Source organism: Lichenicoccus roseus, assembly GCF_005844085.1.
GTDB classification, from domain to species: domain Bacteria; phylum Pseudomonadota; class Alphaproteobacteria; order Acetobacterales; family Acetobacteraceae; genus Lichenicoccus; species Lichenicoccus roseus.
Genome location: NZ_VCDI01000002.1, coordinates 37,600 through 58,396, shown reverse-complemented (window position 1 = coordinate 58,396; position 20,797 = coordinate 37,600). Strand labels below are relative to the sequence as shown.

The window sequence follows — 20,797 nt, the reverse complement described above, 5'->3', positions numbered from 1 at the left end:
TGTCGATCTGTTAGGAGAGACGTGCCGTCACAGCCCGTCGGGGTCGCGCGCCTCGAGCCGCTCGTCGCGATGCACATACACCGACAGCAGCAGCCCGAAGCCGAACATCACGGTCAGCATCGCCGAGCTGCCGTACGACACCAGCGGCAGCGGCACGCCGCCGACCGGGATCACCCCCATCACCATCGACAGGTTGACCGCGCAGTAGAGGAAGAAGTTCATCGCGATGCCCAGCGCCAGCAGCCGCCCGAACTGGCTGCGCGCGCGCAGCGCCATCAGCATGCCGCCCAGCACGAGCAGCACCAGCAGGCCGATCACCGACAGGCCGCCGACCAGGCCGAACTCCTCGGCGATCATGGTGAAGATGAAGTCGGTCTGCTTCTCGGGCAGGAAGTTGAGCTGGCCCTGGGTGCCGTGCAGGTAGCCCTGCCCCCACAGCCCTCCAGAGCCGAGCGCGATCTTGGACTGGATGATGTTGTAGCCGGCGCCCAGATGATCCTGCTCGGGATGCAGGAAGGTGGTGATGCGGGCACGCTGGTAGTCGTGCAGATGCGCGTACGCCAGCCGGGCCAGCACCGGCAGCGGCAGCGCGAGGGCCACCATCTGCCACAGCCGCATTCCGGCGGCGGCGAACAGGCTGAGGCCGACCAGGCCGGTGATCGCGCCGGTGCCGAGGTTGGGCTCCTTCAGCACCAGCGCCACCGGCAGCAGCACCATCGCCGCCGGCGGCAGCAGGAACAGCGGGTTGGCCAGCCGCTCCCAGCGGATGCGGTGGAAATAGGCTGCAAGCACCAGCACCAGGGCGATCTTGGCGAATTCGGACGGCTGCAGCTGCACCCCGCCGATGACGATCCAGCGCTCCGCTCCCTTGCCGACATGGCCGACGTGCAGGACCAGGCCCAGCAGCACCAGGGACAGGCCATACAGCGGCCACGCCAGCCGCATCAGCAGGCGCGGGGGCAGCATCGCCAGCGTGAGCATCATCAGCACGCCGACGCCGAAGCGGATGGTCTGCGGCAGCGCGTACGGCTGCGGCGCTCCGCCGCCGGCCGAATAGAGCGCCGCGTAGCCGACCCCGCCGAGCAGGCAGATCAGCAGCACGTAGAGCCAGTTGATGCGGCCGAGCCGGGCCAACGGCCCACGCGCCGGTGCACGCAGCAGCCGTCGCCCGGAGATCATGATGGCGCACGTTGCCGGCCGGGAAGCCGGGCGCGCGGGGTCGGGCCAGTCGCCATGACGCCGACCGTGCCCGTCCCGGCGGCGGCTTGTCGAGGCTTTCGATCGGCCGGCTCAGCCGGCCCGCTCGATCGCCGAGCCCAGGTTGGCGACGCCGAGCAGGGTGATGGTGGTGCCGTCCGAGACGCTGAGCGTGCTGCTGCCGCTTGCCACATGCAGGTGCAGGTCGGCAGCGCCGTAGCCGAACAGCGAGATCCGGTCGATCGCCGGGTTGAAGCCGCTCACCACGTCGCTGCCGCCCGCGCTTCCCTTCGTCACCTCGATCAGCAGGCCGCCGCTGCCCGCGTTGATCGTCGCGGCACCGGCGCCGGCGACGATCTCGAGCCAGCCGCTGCCGGCGCCGACCGTCATCGCGCCGCGTCCCTGATACACCAGCGCAGCCGCGCTGCCGGCTGCGACCTGGGTCGATCCGCTGCCGCCGACGACCAGCATGTTGCTGCCCCTGCCGTTGACCAGCAGGGCGCCGCTGCCGCCGGTTATGGTGTCGGCGCCACCGAGGCTGCCGGAGATCGTGGTGGCGCCGCTGCCGGCGAACACCGCCTCGCCATGACCAGCGCTCCCGATGACCTGCAGGGTGCCGGCGCCACCCATGATGGTGTCGCCGCCGCCCTGTTCCTGCACGGTGGCAGCTCCGGCGCCGGCATAGATCATCGCGGGCGCCGAAGTGCCGCCCAGGAACACGCTGCTGCCGCCGCCGCCGACAAGCGTTTCGCGTCCCTGCCCCGCCACCAGCGTGGTGCTGCCGGATCCGGCGCCGAACAACCGGTCGAGGGCGCCGCCGCCGGTCAGCGTCGTGTTGCCGCCGCTTGCAGCCAGCACGCTGCCGCCGGCGCGACCCGCGGTGAACATTCCGCCGCCGCTGCCGCCGTTCAGGGTGGTGGCGCCGCTACCGCCGATCACCGTGGAGGTGCCGCTGCCGCCGGTGAAGGTCAGCGCGCCGCTGCCGCCGATGACCGACACGTTGCCGGCCGGCGCCTGCACCGAGGCCGCATCGACGCCACCCCTCACGGTGTCGCCATCGAGCGCGACGTAGGTGGCGGAATGCAGGCTGTCCAGCCGCACGACGCTGCCGCTGCCGGCGACCGCTTCGGTCGCGCTCTGGAACGATGCGCCGCTCGCCGAGGCCACTGCCGCGGTGCCGGCGGTGGTGCCGTCACCGAGCCACAGGCTGGCATGGCCGGAGCTGTCGGTCCCGGTGAAGCCGATCATGCCGGAATAGTCGAACAGCCCGAGCGGAGCGAGGCCGCTGGCCGCCGCCCCCGCCGGCAGCACGACGTGCGTCCCGGCGGCAGTGCCGTCGCTGATCCAGAGCTGCGGATGGCCCGCCGCATCCAGCGCCGAGAAGGCCACCTGGCTGCCGAAGGCGGTGATGTCCTGCACGCCGGCATAGTGGCCGATGAGGATCGCCTTGACGCCGTCGGTGCTCCATAGCCCGGCCACACCCTTGCCGTCGGTCGCCGCGAACAGGGCGACACCTGCGCCGACGGCGACTGGCACCAGGGGGCCGATGCTCTCGAAGCCGGCGGCCGTCGTGACGATCTGCCTGGTACCGGCAGCGGTGCCGTCGGAGCGCCAGAGCGTCATCGCTCCGGGGCTGACGGTGCCCCAGGTGCTGTCGGTGATGCTGAACAGCGCGACGCCGGCGAGGCTGACCAGGCCGCCGGTGCCCTCGCTGGTCCCTGCGGCTGCCGGCATGATCCGGGATGCGGTCCCATTCGCCACCGCCCAGAGCGAGCCGTCGACGCCGTTGCGTACCAGGACCAGGCCGCCCGGCAGCGCGGCGATGGTATCCGGCGCCAGCGGCGTGCTGCCCGACGTGATCTGGTGCGTGCCGGAGACGGTGCCGTCGCTGCTGTAGAGCCGCCGGCTGGCGACGCCGCCCGCCATCGTCTGGCCGGTGAAGTAGAGCGTGCCGCCGATCGCGAACAGACCACTTACCAGCAGCCCGGTCTCGATGCATCGCGAAGTGATGCCGTTCGAAAGCCATAACGAGCCGGCCCCGCCCGCACCGGTGGTGGCGATCGCAGCCTGGCCTCCGAAGGCCGCGATCGCCGTCACGGTGAGCTTCGCGCCGGCGGACAGCGTGACCGGGGCGGTGCCGGCCAGGGTGCCGTCGGTGCCGAACAGGCTCGGTACCCCCTTGATGCCGCCGATGAACAGCGTGGTCGTGCCGACGCGCACCGGATCGAAAGCGGCGGCGATCGATACGCCGAGCGACACGGCGCCGGGGCCGTTGTCATCGGTCGACCACAGGGTCAGCCCGGCTGCCGAGGTGACGCCGAACAGGATATGCGCGGTCATGGCCGGGGGGTCCTTCACGAGAACCCTTGTTAGAGACCGGAATGATTAACAAAGCCTTCAGGAGCCAGGCTTCAGGTGCCGGGCTTCAATGAGCGGCCTGACCCCGGCAGCCTTTACCCTGCCGCGGCGACGCGCTGCCCGGGCGCCGTGGCGCGGTTGGCCGGATCGCGGCGCAGCGTGTCCATCATGATGTCGCGGGCCACCGGGGCCGCCACCTCGGCGGCGGCATTGCCGTGCTCGATCACTACCGACACCGCGTATTGCGGCGCATCGTAAGGCGCGAAGGCGATGAACAGCGCGTGCGGACGGTACTCCCAGGGCAGCTTGGAGCTATCGAAATGGCCGCCCTCGCGCGCCGCCCGCGACACCCGGCGTACCTGTGCGGAGCCGGTCTTGCCGGCCATCTGGACACCGCCGAGCGGCAGCCGCGCCTTCGGGGCGGTGCCACCAGGATCGTTCACCACCGCGAACATCCCGGCCCGGATGGCGCCGAGCTGCGCGTCGGGGATGCCGAGCGGCGGCCAGTGCTCCGGGGTCCGTCCCGCCGTCGCCGCGCCGCCCAGGCTGCGCGCGAGATGTGGCTGCACGGCACGGCCCGAGGCCAGGCGCGAGGCATACGTCGCCAGCTGCAGCGGGGTGACCTGGATGTAGCCCTGGCCGATGCCGGATACGATGGTGTCGCCGCCGTTCCAGTGATGGCCGTGCCTGCGCCGCCAGGCCGGGGTCGGGATCAGGCCCTCGCGCGCATGCGGCAGCTCGATGTCGATGGCGGTGCCGAGGCCAAGCTGGTGGGCGTGATCGGCGATCGCCTCCATGCCGGTGCGCCGCGCCACCTCGTAGAAAAACACGTCGCAGGAGTTCTTGATCCCGCCATGCAGGTCGAGCGAGCCGTGGCCGCCCTTGCGCCAGCAATGGAACCGGCTGCCGCCGACATCGAGGTAGCCCGGGCAGTTGATGCGGTCGTGCGGCGACAGCGTGCCTGCCGCCAGCGCCGACAGCGCCACCGCGGGCTTGAAGGTCGAGCCGGGCGGATACAGCCCCGCCGCCGCCTTGTTGAGCAGCGGGGTTCGTGGATCGACCGACCAGGCCTGCCATTGCGCGGCACTGACGCCGCTGTCGAACAGGGAGGGGTCGAAGGAGGGGTTGCTGACCATCGCCAGCACCTCGCCGTTGCGGCAATCCATCACCACCGCGCTGGCCGACTGGCCATCGAGATGCCGCTGCACCGCCTGCTGCAGGTCGAGATCCAGCGCCAGCTGCAGCTCCGCGCCGGGCACGCCCTCCTGCCGGTCGGTCTCGCCCAGCACGCGGCCGACCGAGTTCACCTCCATGCGCACCGACCCGGCATGGCCCTGCAGGGCGGTATCGAACCAGGCCTCCAGACCGGCGCGGCCAACCCGCATGCCGGGCAGCGCCAGCAGCGGATTGCCGGCGAGGTCGTCCTCCCCGGCGGGCGCCACGTAGCCCACCACATGGGCCAGCAATCCCCCCTGCGGATACAGCCGCGTGGTGCCGACATCGATCAGCACGCCAGGCAGGTCGGGGGCCGCCACCGCGATGCGGGCCATGTCGTCGTAGGTCAGGAAGTCGTGCAGCACGACCGGGATGAAGCGGCGCTGCCGGTGCATGTCGCGCTCGATGCGGGCGCGGTCGCGGGCATCGAGCGGCATGATGGCGGAGAAGCGCCGCAGGGTGAGGCCGAGATCGCTGGTCTGCTCCGGCAGCAGCAGCGCCCGCCAGTTGACCTTGTTGCCGGCCAGGGTGGCGCCGGTGCGATCGACGATCCGCCCGCGCGCCGGCGCCAGCTGCCGGGTGCTGATGCGGTTCGCCATCGCCATCTTCGCGTATTTCGGCCCCTCCTTGACCTGTAGGCTGTAGAGCCGCTCGGCCAGCACCCCGAGCACCCCCGCCTGCCCCGCCATCATCACCAGCGCCCGGCGCGTGAAGACCGCCCGCTGCGGGCTTTCCGGCCGCTTCATGGCTGCCCCCGGCCGGCGTCTAGGCGCGGTCGGGATCGGCGATGGTCCGGTGCTGCCAGGTCAGCACGGCGGAGAGCAGCGGATACAGGCCGAGCGCCAGCACCCAGGCGAACACCGGCGCCAGCAGCGGCATCGGCTGCAGCCGGAGCGCGGAGACCAGCAGCCATCCCAGCGCCAGCGACGCCGCGGCGACCGCGGCGAACACCAGCCACATCGGGATGAAGCCCAGCCGGGCCAGCCGTCCGCGCCAGGTTCGGCCACAGCCGAGCGCCAGCAGCAGCATGATCGCGGAGACCCCGACCGGCTGGCTGCCGAGCAGGTCGGACAGCACGCCGAGCAGGAACACCGGCACCGCGGGCATCGAGGCAGGGCGGAATACCGACCAGAAGAACACGCAGGCGAGCAGGAAGCCCGGCTGCATCTCGGCCTGTCCGGGAAGCCCGGCCGGGGTGTTCAGCAGCAGCAGCGCGAGGGTGGCGACCGCCAGCGGAACCGCACGGCGCGCCGAGGCATCGAGCAGGCGGGCCATGCCGGGTCCGGTCCCGCCGCGCCCCCTCCTGCCATGCGGCCCGGAGCTTCGTGGCCCGGAGCTTTGCGGCCCCAAGCTTTGCGGCCCGGACCTTTGCGGCCCTGACCTTTGCGGCCCTGGGCGGCCCGTCCTGCCAGCGTCGGGCTCCGCCATCGTCGCGGCGGTTCATCCACGTCCGATCGCCACCGGCTGTCCTGCGGATCCGGATGCGGCGCCCTGGCCGATCCCAGCTCCCGGTCCAACCGGCAGCAACCCGGCCGCCGGCTTGCTCGGCATGCCTGTCGCGCGTGGCAGCACCGGTCGGGACGCCAGATGGCCGGGCGCGACGTGCCCCGGGGCGTCCGGCGGCACGATGCCGGCCAGGCCAAAATCAATGATCCGCACGAGATCGAGGCGGGCCAGGTCCGCCGCCGGCAGCACCACCGGATCGCCCGGACCGCGATAGTGCACGATGCCGACCGGCAGCCCGGCGGGGAAGGCGCCGGCCTCGCTGCTGGTCAGCACCCGCTCGCCTTCCTCGGGATGGACGTCGTCGGGATAGTAGAGCAGCCGCGGGGTCTGCCGGTTGGTGCCGGCCAGCATCGCGCTCGCGTGCGACGCTTCCAGCATCACCGGGACGCGGCTTGCCAGATCGGTAACCAGCAGCACGCGCGCCGAGCCAGGGCCGGTCTCGGTGATGCGGCCGACCAGGCCCTGCGCGTCCATCACCACCTCGCCCTTGTGCAGGCCCTGCCGGCTGCCGGCGTTGACCAGGAAGGCGCGCGCATACAGGCCACCGGTCTCGGCGACGGCGCGGGCCACCACGACATGCGCCGCCGGATCGGGCAGCCAGTGCAGGTTCGCCTTCAGCGCCGCATTCTCGGCGAGCGCCGCCAGCGCCACCGCGCGCCATTGCAGCAGGCGCTGGTTGTCGGCGCGCAGGCGGTGGTTCTCGCGTGCCAGGTCGAACAGGCCGAGACCCTCGTCGAGCCCGCTACGCAGCCCCACGACCGGCGTGCGCAGCATCGCGTAGGCCGGCGCCAGCGCATCGGAAACCGACGCGCGCGCCTGGTCGGCGAGGCGGCGATCGGCCTGGCCCAGCAGCATCAGCGCAATGGAGATGACGACCAGGGCCGGCAGGGTGGTGCGTGACAGCGCCTGCCGGGTCTGGATGGAAAGGCGGATCATCGAAGGCTCCCGCCGACGCAGTGAGGGTCGCGCATCCTAGCCCGTCGGGGTCAGTACATGGTGGTCAATACGTTTCGCAGGCGCTTTATTTCTTCCAGGGCGCGCCCGGTGCCGAGCACCACGCAGGAGAGCGGGTTCTCGGCCACCATCACCGGCAGCCCGGTCTCGTAGCGCAGCACCTCGTCGAGGCCGTGCAGCAGCGCGCCGCCGCCGGTCAGCACGATGCCCTTGTCGACGATATCGGCAGCTAGCTCCGGAGGGGTGTTCTCCAGCGCCACCTTGACCGCCTCGAGGATCTGGCTGACCGGCTCGGCCAGCGCGTCGGCGATCTGGCGCTGGCTGACCACCACCTCGCGCGGCACCCCGTTCATCATGCTGCGTCCCTTGACCTCGCGCAGCGGGCCGTCGGTGCCGTCGAGCGGCGGGTGCGCCGAGCCCAGCTCCATCTTGATGCGCTCGGCGGTACTCTCGCCGATCAGCAGGTTCTGGGTGCGACGGATGTAGGAGATGATCGCCTCGTCCATCTTGTCGCCGCCGACCCGCACCGAGCGCGCATAGACGATGCCGCCGAGCGAGATCACCGCCACCTCGGTGGTGCCGCCGCCGATATCGACGATCATGCTGCCTGACGGCTCGGTGACCGGCAGCCCGGCGCCGATCGCGGCGGCCATCGGCTCCTCGATCAGCAGCACGCGGCGGGCGCCGGCGCTCTCGGCGCTCTCCTGGATGGCGCGGCGCTCGACCGGGGTGGAGCCCGACGGCACGCAGACGATGATCATCGGGCTGGCGCCGCGGCGGTTGTGCACCTTGCGGATGAAATGCTTGATCATCTCCTCGGCCACCTCGAAGTCGGCGATCACGCCGTCGCGCAGCGGTCGTATCGCCGAGATGTTGCCGGGCGTGCGGCCGACCATCTGCTTGGCCTCCTCGCCGACCGCCAGCACCTGCTTCTTGCCGCGCACGTCGGCGATCGCCACCACCGAGGGCTCGTTCAGCACCACGCCGCGACCCTTGACGTAGACCAGCGTGTTGGCGGTGCCGAGGTCGATTGCCATGTCGCGGGACACGAAGCCGAGCAGGCGAGAGAACATCGAGCCACTCCAGAACAGACAGGTTCGCTGCACGAGCCGGGCGCAGGCTCACCCAGCCAAGATCCTTCCGCCGGCGAGACGAAAGCCGTGTCTCGACCCGCTTAGCGATCAGGCCTCGATGGAGCAAGCATGCTCTGGACGGCAGGTGCCGATTGCCCGTCATGCGTGTTGCACAGCCCATCCACAGGTTGGGCAACGCGGCGGCGGGAACCGGGCGGCTCGCGAAATGTCTATAGCAGAAGACCGGCGCGGTGCTGTCCGTGCCGGCGATGTGCGGGAGTTCGTTCCATGTTGCGTACGGTGATGTTGCTTGCCGCCGGGGCCGGCCTGACCCTTGGCCTGGCGGCCTGCGACCCTTACAGCCCGGGCCAGCGTGCGGTCGGTGGCGGTCTGCTGGGCGCCGGTGCGGGCGCGGGCGTCGCCGGGATCGCCGGCGGCAATGCGGGTACCGGAGCGCTGATCGGCGGCGCCGTCGGCGCGGTAGGCGGCGCTGCGACGACGCCGGACCGGAGGGGCTATTGATGGCCGCCCCGGCGCCCGGTCTGGTGCTGCGCCGGGGCTGGCGACCGGTATTGGCGGTTGCCGGCCTGTCCGCGGCGCTGGCGCTGGGCGGCTGCACCGACCCGTACGATCCGGGTCAGCGCGCCGTAGGTGGCGGCCTGCTCGGGGCCGGCGGTGGTGCGTTGCTGGGCGGGATCGCCGGCGGTGGCCGGGGTGCCGCGATCGGAGCGCTGGCCGGTGGCGCCCTGGGTGCGGCCGGTGGCGCCGCTACCACGCCGCAACGCGCGCCACCGCCGCCGCCGGGCTACTACAACCAGGGCCCCGGCTACTACAGCCAGAGCCCGGGCTATTATAACTACTGACGCCGAACCGGGGCCCTGCGGCCCCGGTCGATCGTATCAGGCCGAGATCGCCTCCGGCTCGTGGCGGGCGCGCTTGACCAGCAGCTTGTTCAGGGCGTGCAGGTAGGCGCGTGTCGCCGAGACAACGGTGTCGGCATCGGCGCCCTGCCCGTCTACCATCTTGCCGTGCTCTTCCAGGCGTACGGTTGTGCGGGCCTGCGCGTCCGAGCCTTCGGTGATCGCGCCGACCGAATACAGGATCAAGGTCGCCTCGTGCGGGAACAACTCCCGGATGGCGTTGAAGGCGGCGTCCACCGGGCCGTTGCCGCTGGTGCTCACGCTCTGGCGACGTCCCTCGATCTCCAGCTCCAGCTCCGCGCGAGCCGGACGCTTCGACCCCGAATACAATTCCAGCGAGACGAAGCGCAGGTGTGCGTGGTCGCGCACCTCGTCATCGACCAGCGCCACGATGTCCTCGTCGTAGACGGTCTTCTTGTGGTCGGCGAGGCTCTTGAAGCGGGCAAAGGCGTCGTTGAGCTGGTTGTCGCCGAGTTCGCCGTAGCCCAGTGCCGCCAGCTTGTCGCGGAAGGCGGCGCGGCCGGAATGCTTGCCGAGTATTAGCGACGACTTGGTCCAGCCGACGCTCTCGGGAGTCATGATCTCGTAGGTGGCGGCGTTCTTCAGCATGCCGTCCTGGTGGATGCCGCTCTCGTGCGCGAACGCGTTGCGGCCGACGATCGCCTTGTTCGGCTGCACGTCGAACCCGGTGATGGTCGCCAACATGCGCGACACACGCAGCAGGTTCGGCGTCTTGATGTTGTTGGAGTACGGAAGTGCGTCCTGGCGTGTGCGCAGCGCCATGACGATCTCCTCCAGCGCCGCGTTGCCGGCGCGCTCGCCGATGCCGTTGATGGTGCATTCGATCTGGCGCACGCCGGCCTTCAGCGAGGCGATCGTGTTGGCGACGGCGAGGCCGAGATCGTTATGGTTGTGCGCCGACAGGATCACGGTATCGGCGCCGGGCACGCGCTCGCGCAGCATGGTGAAGATCGCCGCCATGTCCTCCGGCGTCGCGTAGCCCACGGTGTCCGGGATGTTGATGGTGGTGGCGCCCGCCACGATCGCCGCCTCGACGCAGCGGCACAGGAAGTCGGGCTCGGTGCGGCTGCCATCCTCCGCCGACCATTCGACGTCGTCGGTGTGGTTGCGGGCGGCGACGTTGCCGCGCGTCACCAGTTCCAGCACCGTCTCCGGCTCCATGCGCAGCTTGTATTTCATGTGCAGCGGCGAGGTGGAGATGAAGTTGTGGATGCGCGGACGGGCGGCGGTGCGGACAGCCTCGGCGGCGCGGGCGATGTCGTCGCGGCCGCCGGTGCGGGCCAGTCCGCAGATCACCGGCCCACGGACGACGCGCGCGATCTCCTGCACGCTGTCGAAGTCACCCTGCGATGCGACCGGAAAGCCCGCCTCGATGACGTCGACGCCGAGCTCCGCAAGCGCCTCGGCCATGCGCAGCTTCTCGGTGAGGTTCATCGAGAAACCGGGCGACTGCTCGCCGTCGCGCAGCGTGGTGTCGAACAGGATGACGCGGTCGTCGGCGATGCGGCCGAAGCTCGGATGGTCGATGCTCATGGAGGAGATCCCTGGTCACGCCGCCGATCAGGCGGAACGCGAGCGCGCGGCGCGTGGTGAAGTGCTTCGAGAGGCGGGCGGCGGACCCGCGAAGATGTCCCCTGGGCTCAGCCGTGCAGGACGGCGGTGGCGCTCAGGGGCGGATAAGTCGAAGCAGTCCGCGGCCAAGCGGAAGGGCTGCATCGGAGGATGCAGGATACGGCCTGGAGGTGATCAGCAGGCCCGCAGGGTGGCCCGCAAACATCGGAGACATTCCGACACTTTATCATTGTCGTCCGCCCGTGCAAACCGGAGGGCCGTGACATATCTACGCGATGGTTCGGTCCCGGTTCTGATGGAGTGGTTCGATGCATTCGGTCCTGCGCCTGCTGCCTCCCCTCGCCGTCACGGCGGCTTTGGGCGCCTGTACGGTGGCGCCCCCGCCTGGCCCCACGGTCATGACGACCCCCGGCAAGGGCAAGACCTACGATGCCTACCGCATCGATGATGGCCGCTGCCGGCAGGATGCGGCAGCTGCCAACAACGGCGTCACCCCTCAGCAGGGCGCCAACAGCAGCGGCGTCGGCAGCGCTGCCGTCGGCACCGTGGTCGGTGCCGGCATCGGCGCGCTGCTCGGCGCCGCCGCCGGCAACCCTGGCCTCGGTGCCGCGGCCGGTGCCGGCGGCGGCCTGCTGGTCGGCTCGTCGGTGGGTGCCGGAAACGCCGCCGAGTCGGCAAACGCGCTGCAGGGCAACTACGACCGCGTCTATGCCCAGTGCATGATCGCGTCCGGCGAGCAGGTCGAGGCGCCGCAGGTCGCATACGCACCGCCGCCGGCGCCTGTGGTGGTCGCGGCACCTCCGGTATACGCGTACCCGCCGCCGCCGTATGCCTATGGGCCCTACTACGGCGGCGGCTGGGGATACGGCTATCATGGCGGCTGGTAGATCGACCTCAGCCGGGTAGCCCCGCCTCGCCGCTCAGGCGGGTGAAGCCGGCCTGCGCGAAGTAGCCGTCGATGGCAGAAGCCATCGCGGCTGCCACCATCGCCCGGTGGCCCGCCTGGCGGAGCGCTGTCTCGTCCATGCGGTTCGACATGAACCCCATCTCGACGAGCACGCTGGGGATGTCGGCCGCCTTCAGCACCACGAAGGCGGCATGCCGGTCCGGATTGCTCAGCAGCCCGATGCGCGGCCGGAATGCCGCCACCACGCTACGCGCCATCCGCGCCGATCCGACCCGGGTCTCCTGGCGCACCAGGCTGGCGAGGATGCGCTGCACCTCCGGCGACACCGCCTGCACATGCGGGCCGGCATAGCGGTCGGCACTGTTCTCGGTGCGGGCCAGCGCGGCGGTCTGCGCGTCCGACGCGTTCTCCGACAGGGTGTAGACGCTGGCGCCGCGGACGCCGGGATCGTGCAGCGCATCGGCATGCATGGAGACGAACAGCGCCGCCTGCCGGCCCTGCGCGATCGCCACCCGGTCCTCGAGCGGGATGAAGATGTCGGTGTCGCGCGACAGCGCCACCCGGTAGCGCCCGGTGGCGAGCAGTTGCCGGCGCAGTTCCTCGGCGGCGGCCACCGCGATATGTTTCTCGTAGGTGCCGGACACCCCGATGGCCCCGGGATCCTTGCCGCCGTGGCCCGGATCCAGCATCACCAGCGGCTTCTGGGGAAGCGCGTTGCGCGCAACCGGAGGCGCGGCGAGCCGGTGCCGCAGCCGGGCATGGGTGGCGTGATACGTATGAGCCGGATCGGCCTGAGCCGATCCCGGCAGCGCCAGCGCGCCCGCGACCGCAAGGCCGAACTCCCGGCGCCGCAGGCGGTCGCGGATGTTGACGGCGCCGCTCCGGATGGCTGGTTTTTCCGACACGACCTGCTCCATTGGCCTGACCTTGCAGCATTATGCCCTGACGGCGAAGCGGTTGACAGCATTTCGAAGCCGGTTCGACCCCACCCAGGCGCCGCTTGCGCCGGACCAGGCTTTGCGTCACAGTATCGACATGTGGCAACGCCTCGCGCGTTGCCTGGCATGCTGGCCCCAACGCAGCGCCCGCCGTCTTCCCGAAGGGAATGGTCCGGCTGGCGGCAAGATGCGGCTGCTGCCGCGTCCTGCGAACCTCCCAGATGACCGGAGCGGCGCAGAACGGCAAGAGACGCTCAACCGGGCGTTGCGGCCCGCATCCTGCCGGTCCGTGCCGCCTTCCGCACAGGACCCGCATGCCCACCGGATACCGCCACCTGGCCCATCAGCAGACGCAAGCGTGGACGATCCGTCCGCGTCGCGCTCCGCTGCCGGCATGGCATGTTCGCTGGTCCGATGCCGGTCATCCCGTTCCCACCCAACATTCTGCCGCGTCGCGCGGCCTCGCCCGGCCCTGTCCCGGCAGAGGCGCTGGTGCGGCGCACCGGAGTCCATTTCTCAATGACCAAACGCATGCTGATCGACACGACCCACGCGGAAGAAACCCGCGTGGTCGTGCTGGACGGTAACCGCCTCGAAGATTACGACGTCGAGACATCCGCGAAGAAGCAGCTCAAGGGCAACATCTACCTCGCCAAGGTCATCCGGGTCGAACCGAGCCTGCAGGCGGCGTTCGTCGAGTATGGCGGCAACCGCCACGGCTTCCTCGCCTTCAGCGAGATCCACCCCGACTACTACCAGATCCCGGTCGCCGATCGCGAACGCCTGCTGGCCTTGCAGGAAGAGGAGGCCCGCGCCGAGGAAGCCCGTGAGGAGGCTCGCGAGGGCACACCGGACGAGGCCGGCCACGGGCCTGCCCCCTCGCACGAAGCCGCGGCATCGGTCGACCCGTTCCACGACAGCCCGGCGTCGGATCACACCGGGACCGACGCCGCTCCGCTGGAGCGCCAGGACGAGGCGGTCTCCGGTGAAGGCAACGGCTACGATGCGGCGGAGGCGGGCCACGCCGCAGAGAGCAACGGCGCCGACCAGAGCCAGCGCGAGGCCGCTGCCCAGCGTCCCGATGAGCCGGCTCCCGAGTCCATGGGTGGCGAGGAGGAAGGCAGCGACGACAACCGCACCTCCCGTCAGGCAGCACGGTTCCTGCGCCAGTACAAGATCCAGGAGGTCATCCGCCGCCGGCAGATCCTGCTGATCCAGGTCGTCAAGGAGGAGCGCGGCAACAAGGGCGCCGCACTCACCACCTATATCTCGCTCGCCGGACGCTTCTGCGTGCTGATGCCGAACTCGCTGCGCGGCGGCGGGGTGTCGCGCAAGATCACCTCGGCGGCCGACCGCAAGCGGCTCAAGGAGATCACCAGCGAGCTCGAGATCCCACGCGGCATGGCGATGATCGTACGCACCGCCGGGGCCCAGCGGCCGAGGCCGGAGATCAAGCGCGACTGCGAGTACCTGCTGCGGCTGTGGGACGACATCCGCGAGACCACCATGCGCTCGGTGGCGCCGGCGCTGATCTACGAGGAAGCCAGCCTGATCAAGCGGGCGATACGCGATGTCTACACCCGTGACGTCGAGGAAATCGCGGTCGACGGCGAGCAGGGCTGGCGGGCCGCGCGCGAGTTCATGCGCATGCTGATGCCGGCCAACGCGCAGAAGGTCAACCTCTGGCGCGACCACGGCCAGCCGCTGTTCTCGCACTACCAGGTCGAGCATCACCTCGACGCCATGCTGCAGCCGACCGTGCAGCTGAAGTCCGGCGGCTACCTGGTGATCAACCAGACCGAGGCGCTGGTCGCCATCGACGTAAACTCGGGCCGTTCGACGCGCGAGCGCGGCATCGAGGAGACTGCGCTGCGCACCAACCTGGAGGCCGCCGACGAGCTCGGCCGCCAGCTGCGCCTGCGCGACCTCGCCGGGCTTATCGTGGTCGATTTCATCGACATGGAGAGCCGCAAGCACAACGCCATGGTCGAGCGCCGGCTGAAGGACGCGCTGCGCAACGACCGCGCCCGCATCCAGGTCGGCACCATCAGCCATTTCGGTCTGCTCGAGATGTCGCGCCAGCGGCTGCGTCCGTCACTGGTGGAGAGCACATTCGTACCGTGCCCGCACTGCGCCGGCTCCGGCTTCATGCGCGGCACCGACAGCGCCGCCCTGCATGTGCTGCGAGCCATCGAGGAGGAGGGCGGCCGCCAGCGCCATGCCGAGATCGTGGTGAACGTGGCGAGCGCGGTGGCGCTGTATGTCCTGAACCACAAGCGGGTCTGGCTGAGCGAGATCGAGCAGCGGCATCGCATGGTGGTGAATTTCGCCGCCGACGACAGCCTGATCCCGCCGGCGCTGCGCATCGAGGGCAAGCGTCCGCAGGTGGCCCAGGCACCGGTCCCGGCGATCGAGGTGGCGGCTGAGCGCAGGCTGCCGGCGAACGGCATCATCGCGCATGGCGCCGCCGAGGAGTTCGAGACCGTGCCGGCCGTGCGGGGCCGCGACTTCGAGGGCATGGACCTGTCAGCCGCGCCCAGCTTCGACGGCGAGACAGACGATGCCGGCGACGAGCAGGACGACGATGTCGAGGACCGTGCGGCGGGCGCCCCCAGCGGACGGCCGGTGTCCGAGGGTTCCGGCGAGGGCGGCGAGCGCAAGCGCAAGCGCCGCCGTCGCAGCCGACGCGGTGGCCGACGCGACGATGCCGGCGGCGATGCGGCGCAGGGCAGCGGCGAGGCGCCGGTGCAGGAGCGTGTGGCAGCCGAGGGTGGCGAGCAGCCTGTGATCGCGGGCGAGATGCCGGAATTCGTTCCGCTCCCATCGGCGGTGCAGCCGGACGAGGCGGTCGCCTCCGGCACATCGGGGGATGCCGGATCGAACGGTGCCCTCGATGGCGTGCGCAAGGGTCGCCGTCGCGGCGGCCGCAACCGCAAGCCCCTGGAACAGGGTGGCGGCGAGACGAACGCGGCACCGGCCTATAGCGGCCCGACGCCGGCCGATCCGTTCGGGGGTGGCAGCTTCGACATCTTCGACGTCATCGAGCAGGATTTCGAGCCTGTGCCGCAGCGGCCGGAGCCGGAGCAAGCCAGGGCGGTGGAGGTCCAGCCGACGTTGGAAGTCCCGCTCGAGCCTGTCGAGCCCGAGGTTGCTCACGCCGGCGAGCCCGAGGCCCCGGCCGCCGCGGAGCCGGAGCCCCCGCTTGCAGGCAAGCCGGAACCGACGCTGGCAAGCGAGCCTGAAGTCGCGGCCGAGGCGCCTCCGGCGAAGCCGAAGCGCAAGCGTGCCGCCAAGGCAGCGCCGCCCGTCGAGGCCGCGGCGGAGGGCGAAGCCGTGCCGGAAGCCATGCCGGAAGCAGTGGCAAAGCCGGTCCGGAAGCGGGCGGCCGCCAAGTCGACCGGCGCCGCGAAGCCCCGGACCGGCAAGACCAGGCAGGCTGAGGCAGCCGAGCCGTCCGCTCCGGTCGAGGAGGCATCGCCGGCTCCGGAGCCGGTCGCAGCCGCTCCGCAACCCACGCCGGTCCCGGAGCCGGCGCCTGAGCAGGCGCCCGAGCGTCCCGCGCATGTGGTGCAGCCGATCCTGGTCGGCGCCACCGAGGCACCCGCGAAGCGCCGCACCGGCTGGTGGAAGCGCTGATCGCCTGACCACCACTCCCCGCCCGTGGAGCGTCATGCTTCACGGGCGGGGCAGCCGGTTGCGGAGCGGGTGCGGCTCCTCCACCATCGCGCGATGAACCGCGCTCGCGCCGCCTGTTGCCTTGCCATCGCGCTGCTGCTGCCCGGCCCGTCCGCCACCGCCGCGGAGGATGCGGCGACCCATGCCGGCCGCCTGTTCGACAGCCTCGCCACACAGCCCGCTCGCCTGCGCATGCTGCTGCGCGAGATGCCGAAGGGTGCCGACCTGCACAACCACCTCTCTGGTGCGATCTATGCCGAGAGCTATCTCGGCTGGGCCCGCCAGGCCGGCCTCTGCCTGGACCCGGCCACGCATGCGCTCGGCCCGGCACCTTGTCGCGCGCCGATGGTGCCCGCCGACCCGGCGCTGGCACACACCGCCGGGCTGAACGACAGCGAGATCGACGCGCTGTCGATGCGCGACTTCGAGCCGACGCAGGCCGACCGTTCCGGTCACGACCACTTCTTCAGCACGTTCGGCAAGTTCGACGCCGCCGGGAAGGGTCGCGCCGGCGAGATGCTCGCCGAGGCGGCGAACCGTGCCGCCGCCGACCACGTGATCTATCTCGAGATCATGCACTATCCGCTGATGCGCGAGTCCGCCGCCCTCGGGCTGGCGCACCCTTGGCACGGCGAGGATTTCGCACACGACCTCGACGAGATCCGCCCGGCACTCCCCGCCCTGGTGCGCGAGGCGCGGATACGCACCAGCCAAGCCGAGGCCCGCATGCGCACCGTCCTGCATTGCGGCACGCCCCAGGCGCAGCCGGGCTGCGCGGTCCGCATCCGCTATCTGACCCAGGTGCTGCGCGCGATGCCGCCGCCGGAGGTGTTCGCGCAGATGGCCTACAGCTATGCGTTGGTGGAGGGCGATCCGCGCTTTCTCGGCGTCAATATCGTGGAGCCGGAGGACGATCCGGTGGCGCTGCGCGACTACGACCTGCACATGCGCGCCTTCCGCTATCTCAGCTCGGTGTGGCCGAAGGTGCCGCTGACCCTGCACGCGGGCGAACTCACCGAGGGGCTGGTGCCGACCGCCGACCTGCAGTTCCACATCCGCCACGCCGTCGAGATCGCGGGAGCGAAACGCATCGGCCATGGCGTCGACGTCACCTACGAGGACGACGCGCCGGGCCTGCTCGCGGAGATGGCGCAGCGCCATGTCGCGGTCGAGATCAACCTCACCAGCAACGCGCAGATCCTCGGCGTCAGCGGCGACGAGCATCCGTTCGAGGTCTATCGCGCCGCCGGCGTGCCAATGGCGCTGTCCACCGACGACGAGGGCGTCGAGCGCATCGACCTCACCCACGAATACCTGCGCGCCACCACCACGTACCACCTGCACTACGCGGACCTGAAGCAGCTCTCGCGCAACTCGCTGACCTACTCGTTCCTGCCCGGGGCCAGCCTGTGGAATGTCGCCGACGGCCGCCTCACCGGCGCCTGCGCCGGCACCACGCCTGGCACGCCGGCGACCGGCGGCTGCGGCAACTTCCTGGCGCACGACGAGAAGGCGCGGGTGCAGTGGCAGCTCGAGGCGGCATTCACCGGCTTCGAGCAAGGTCTGCTGCGGCAGCGTTTCTAGCAGGCTGCCGAAGAGCTCCTACAACTGGTGATCCGACGCGCCTGCCCTGAGATCCAGCACCAGAAGTTTCTGAGCAGCCTGTCGAGACCGGGGGTAGCGGGGACCGGTCGGAAGAACCGGATGATGCCCGCTGCGTAGACGAGATAATGCAGCTCCCGAAACAGTCGTCGCGTGGCCGTGGCCGTGCGCATCGCCTCTTCCACCCGCTCTGCGGCGCCACCCTCCCGACCCTGGCCAGGCTGCTGCTGCAAGGCGGCGTCGCCCCGGGCCGCGCGCATGTGGCCGCCATCGCGGTGGCCATGGCCGGCCTGCGTCTGCCCTTCACGCTCGGCGAAGCGGCCTTCTCGGCGCTGCACGGCCATGACGACGACCTGCCCGCGCCGATCTTCATCGTCGGCCACTGGCGGTCAGGCACCACCCATCTCGCAAACCTGCTCAGCCGCTCGCCGGCGTTCGGCATCCTGTCGCCGATGTCGGTCGGCCTGCCGGCGGAGGCGCTCGGGCTGGCACGGGTAGCCAGACCGTTCGTCGAGCAGTTCTTTCCGCGCAACCGGCTGATCGATGCGGTGACGCTCGCCTCCGACCTACCGCAGGAGGACGAGCTGGCGATGGCCAATCTCTCCACCCTGTCGTGCAACCATGGCATCTATTTCCCGCACCGGCTGCGGGAGGAGTTCGACCGCGGCGTATTCCTGGACGGCGTGCCGGCCCGCGAACTTTCGCGCTGGGTGGTGAGCCTGCGTGGCTATGTCGGCAAGATGACCCGCGACGCCGGCCGGCCGTTGCTGATCCGCAATCCGGCGAACAGCGCCCGCATCCCGCTGCTGCGCGCAATATGGCCCGAGGCGCGCTTCATCCATATCCACCGCCACCCGGCCGAGGTGGTGGCCTCGGCGGTTCGCATGTTCGGGGTGCTGGTGCGCGAACTTTCGCTCGGACGAACGGAGGTCGATGTCGAGGCACTGGTCCGGCACGTCTATCCACGCCTGATGACGCGCCTGCTGCACGACGCGGCGGAGTTGCCGGAGGGGCAGCTTGTCGAGATAGCCTACGACGATCTGCGCCGGCAGCCGCTCGCGGAACTCGCGCGCATCCATGCTATCCTGGGTCTCCCCGGCTACGACGCAGCACAGGGCGCTTTCCGCGATTACGTGGCAAAGGTCAGCAGCTATGCGCCCCGGACCAGCCGACCCGATCTGAGCCCGCAAGCCTGGCTGGTAGCCGAGCACGCCGGGATCTTCCGCAGGCTCGGCTTCGAGTTGCCCGGTGACGCTGCCGCGATAGCCGCCTGAGGCCGCCCGTCGAGCCATCGACGCTCACCCGCGATGGGGCGAAATATCCCAGGCGATGACCGCGCACACGCTCCCGGCTAGCGAACCAGCTCGGCGACCGCGCCCGCCAGCGTCTCCCAGCCGCAACCCACCAACGCGGCGATACGTCTTCCAGCGGCATCGCGCTTCAGCACGATCGCCTCCTGCTCCTCAAGATACAGCAGCTGGCGACGGGCGCGCGACAGCGAGTGGGTGCCGTACGCGCGGGCGATGGCCTCGTCGTCCGGGCAGGGCAGCCGCTCGATCGCGGCGCGCGCCACCAGCAGGAACACGCCGCGTACGTCCTCCGGCAGACGCGTCGCCTCGGCTTCCGCAAGCGTCCATTCCTGACTGGCTGCCGCCTCGGGACCCACTCCGGAGCGCGCGGTGGCCAGTGCCTCCCGGAAGCGCCGCAGGTCGAGGGCGTCGCGACCGAGCCCGTCGATACGACAACGAACCAGGAAGTCCTGGTACAGCATCGGCACCGGCCGGAACGGCGCCTCCGGCTCGTCCAGCATCGCCAGCAGCAGTCCGTGCATGCGGCGACGACGCTCGGGCGCGGCCTCGTCCGCATCGTCGCACACGGCCCCGGGCGGATCGACCGGAACGGCGGCGGCGTGGGCCGCGAGTTGCGCCAGGATATCGACCGGTGGCGGCGCCGGACGACGCGCCAGCCGAACCGGCGTGTCGTGCGCCGGCGTCGGGCTCAACAGCAGCGCATGCGGATCGGCCGCGACATCCGCCGGCAGCGGCAGCAGCGCGGGACCGGCGGCACGGCTGGCGGTCTCGACGGCGCCGATCCGCACCCGCAGCGGACGCCGCGACAGCGCCGGGCCGAGCGCCATGAACTCGCCCCTGGGCAGGTCGCGGAACGCCTCCGCCTGCCGCCGCTCCATGCCGAGCAGGTCGGCCGCCCGCGCCATGTCGATATCAAGGAAGGTGCGCCCCATCAGGAAGTTCGAGGCCTCGGCCGCCACGTTCTTGGCCAGCTTGGCGAGCCGCTGCGTCGCGATCACACCCGCCAGCCCACGCTTGCGGCCACGGCACATCAGGTTGGTCATCGCCGCGAGACAGGTGCGACGTGCTTCGTCCGACACCTCGCCGGCCACCGCGGGGGCGAACAGCTGCGCCTCGTCCACCACCACCAGCACCGGGAACCAGTACTCGCGGGCGACCTCGAACATGCCGTCGAGAAACGCCGCCGCCCGGCGCATCTGCTGCTCGGCGTCCAGGCCCTCCAGGTCGAGCACCACGGGGATGCGGTGCATGCGCATGCGGGCGCCAGCCGAGTAGAGCGCAGCCTCGTCATGCGCGGCGGCGTCGATCACCAGATGGCCGTAGCGCCCGGCGAGCGAGGCGAAATCGCCCTCCGGGTCGATCACCGCCTGCTGCACCCAGGGCGCGCTCTGCTCGAGCAGCCGGCGCAGCAGGTGCGACTTGCCGGAGCCGGAATTGCCCTGCACCAGCAGGCGGGTCGAAAGCAGCTCCTCCAGGTCCAGCACGGCCCCGGCGGCGTTGCCGCCTGCCGCTCCGGTGGCCTCTCCAATCTCGATGGCGACTGTCATCG

Annotated in this window: 15 protein-coding genes; 6 read left to right on the top strand and 9 right to left on the bottom strand. The window is 70.8% G+C overall.

Annotated features, from left to right (window positions below; translation table 11 throughout):
- Window positions 1-27: 27 nt before the first annotated feature.
- From rodA to FE263_RS05575, 6 genes are all read right to left on the bottom strand, one after another.
- Window positions 28-1,179, bottom strand: a complete 1,152-nt coding sequence (gene rodA, locus FE263_RS05600; RefSeq protein ID WP_138325004.1) for a rod shape-determining protein RodA — start codon at window positions 1,177-1,179, stop codon at window positions 28-30.
- 111 nt (window positions 1,180-1,290) lie between these two features.
- Window positions 1,291-3,537, bottom strand: coding sequence for a beta strand repeat-containing protein (locus FE263_RS05595; RefSeq protein ID WP_138325003.1), 2,247 nt, complete (start codon window positions 3,535-3,537; stop codon window positions 1,291-1,293).
- Window positions 3,538-3,650: 113 nt separating this feature from the next.
- Window positions 3,651-5,516: a penicillin-binding protein 2 gene (mrdA, locus tag FE263_RS05590; protein ID WP_138325002.1), complete on the bottom strand. Its 1,866-nt coding sequence runs from the start codon at window positions 5,514-5,516 to the stop codon at window positions 3,651-3,653.
- 19 nt (window positions 5,517-5,535) lie between these two features.
- Window positions 5,536-6,045: a hypothetical protein gene (locus FE263_RS05585; protein WP_138325001.1), complete on the bottom strand. Its 510-nt coding sequence runs from the start codon at window positions 6,043-6,045 to the stop codon at window positions 5,536-5,538.
- A 165-nt stretch (window positions 6,046-6,210) separates the two neighbouring features.
- On the bottom strand, window positions 6,211-7,212 hold the full coding sequence (gene mreC / locus FE263_RS05580) for a rod shape-determining protein MreC (protein ID WP_138325000.1): 1,002 nt from the start codon (window positions 7,210-7,212) through the stop codon (window positions 6,211-6,213).
- Window positions 7,213-7,262: 50 nt separating this feature from the next.
- The gene (locus tag FE263_RS05575) at window positions 7,263-8,303 is read right to left on the bottom strand and encodes a rod shape-determining protein (protein WP_138324999.1); all 1,041 of its coding nucleotides are present in this window, start codon (window positions 8,301-8,303) and stop codon (window positions 7,263-7,265) included.
- A 288-nt stretch (window positions 8,304-8,591) separates the two neighbouring features.
- Here FE263_RS05575 and FE263_RS05570 point away from each other — a divergent pair, with 288 nt between their 5' ends.
- Window positions 8,592-8,825, top strand: a complete 234-nt coding sequence (locus FE263_RS05570; protein ID WP_138324998.1) for a hypothetical protein — start codon at window positions 8,592-8,594, stop codon at window positions 8,823-8,825.
- Window positions 8,825-9,166, top strand: a complete 342-nt coding sequence (locus FE263_RS05565; protein ID WP_205880280.1) for a hypothetical protein — start codon at window positions 8,825-8,827, stop codon at window positions 9,164-9,166. The genes FE263_RS05570 and FE263_RS05565 overlap by 1 nt, the downstream gene beginning before the upstream one ends.
- 36 nt (window positions 9,167-9,202) lie before the next feature.
- On the opposite strand, the gene FE263_RS05560 is transcribed toward FE263_RS05565, so the two are convergent.
- Window positions 9,203-10,777 carry a 2-isopropylmalate synthase gene (locus FE263_RS05560; RefSeq protein WP_138324997.1) on the bottom strand — a complete coding sequence of 525 codons (1,575 nt, stop codon included), beginning with the start codon at window positions 10,775-10,777 and terminating at the stop codon, window positions 9,203-9,205.
- A gap of 347 nt (window positions 10,778-11,124) precedes the next feature.
- Between FE263_RS05560 and FE263_RS05555 the strand changes: the two genes are divergently transcribed.
- Window positions 11,125-11,703 (top strand): glycine zipper family protein, encoded by a 579-nt coding sequence (locus tag FE263_RS05555; RefSeq protein ID WP_138324996.1) that lies wholly within the window; start codon window positions 11,125-11,127, stop codon window positions 11,701-11,703.
- Window positions 11,704-11,710: 7 nt separating this feature from the next.
- Here FE263_RS05555 and FE263_RS05550 read toward each other — a convergent pair whose 3' ends face one another.
- Window positions 11,711-12,589, bottom strand: a complete 879-nt coding sequence (locus tag FE263_RS05550) for an N-acetylmuramoyl-L-alanine amidase family protein (RefSeq protein WP_408886173.1) — start codon at window positions 12,587-12,589, stop codon at window positions 11,711-11,713.
- A 591-nt stretch (window positions 12,590-13,180) separates the two neighbouring features.
- On the opposite strand from FE263_RS05550, the gene FE263_RS05540 reads away from it, so the two are divergent.
- The 3 genes from FE263_RS05540 (at window position 13,181) to FE263_RS05530 (ending at window position 19,212) form a co-directional block, all read left to right on the top strand.
- A complete protein-coding gene (locus FE263_RS05540; protein WP_240759050.1) occupies window positions 13,181-16,297 on the top strand; it encodes an Rne/Rng family ribonuclease in 3,117 nt (1,038 codons plus the stop codon).
- Between the two features lie 93 nt (window positions 16,298-16,390).
- A complete protein-coding gene (locus tag FE263_RS05535) occupies window positions 16,391-17,920 on the top strand; it encodes an adenosine deaminase family protein (protein WP_138324994.1) in 1,530 nt (509 codons plus the stop codon).
- Window positions 17,921-18,066: 146 nt separating this feature from the next.
- Window positions 18,067-19,212 carry a sulfotransferase family protein gene (locus FE263_RS05530; RefSeq protein ID WP_138324993.1) on the top strand — a complete coding sequence of 382 codons (1,146 nt, stop codon included), beginning with the start codon at window positions 18,067-18,069 and terminating at the stop codon, window positions 19,210-19,212.
- A gap of 77 nt (window positions 19,213-19,289) precedes the next feature.
- On the opposite strand, the gene FE263_RS05525 is transcribed toward FE263_RS05530, so the two are convergent.
- Window positions 19,290-20,795: a helicase HerA domain-containing protein gene (locus tag FE263_RS05525; RefSeq protein ID WP_138325641.1), complete on the bottom strand. Its 1,506-nt coding sequence runs from the start codon at window positions 20,793-20,795 to the stop codon at window positions 19,290-19,292.
- Window positions 20,796-20,797 lie beyond the last annotated feature (2 nt).